The organism is Microtetraspora sp. AC03309 (genome assembly GCF_020826795.1).
In the GTDB taxonomy this organism is placed as follows: Bacteria; Actinomycetota; Actinomycetes; order Streptosporangiales; family Streptosporangiaceae; genus Microtetraspora; species Microtetraspora glauca.
In genome coordinates this window covers 1-393 of record NZ_JADDIL010000618.1, presented here as the reverse complement: position 1 = coordinate 393, position 393 = coordinate 1, and the positions used below count along the sequence as shown (strand labels likewise).

The window sequence follows — 393 nt, the reverse complement described above, 5'->3', positions numbered from 1 at the left end:
CCGGATCTGCGGCGACGGACCCGACCCCCGAGAGCGCCACCACCACGGCGGTAGCAACCACGCCAGGTTTTACCGCTGTCGCCGCGTCCGAGGCCGCCACTGCCGAGGACCCGTGCGCCGCACCAGACGCGGCTGAATCCGCATGTCCCGGCGAGCCAGCGAGCGATGGTGCTCCTCGGCCCGGCGGAGTGCCGGGCGTGCACGCCGTACGCGAAGAGCTTGGCGTGGCCCGGGATGACCAGGCCACGTCCCCCCATGAACCGACCTTCCCCGGAGCCGGGGCGGGACCGACATGGGATGGGCGCGCATCGTCCCGAGAGGGGCGGGGCACGACCCAGCATGAGCGCACATTGTCCCCAGAGAGGCCAGGCACGGCGCAGCATGAGCGCACAC

The 393-nt window shown here is 72.5% G+C and carries 1 protein-coding gene; it reads right to left on the bottom strand.

Annotated features, from left to right (window positions below):
• The coding region (locus IMZ11_RS44635; RefSeq protein WP_228649865.1) for a hypothetical protein at window positions 1–257 on the bottom strand (257 nt) is incomplete at its 3' end.
• Between the last annotated feature and the right edge of the window lie 136 nt (window positions 258–393).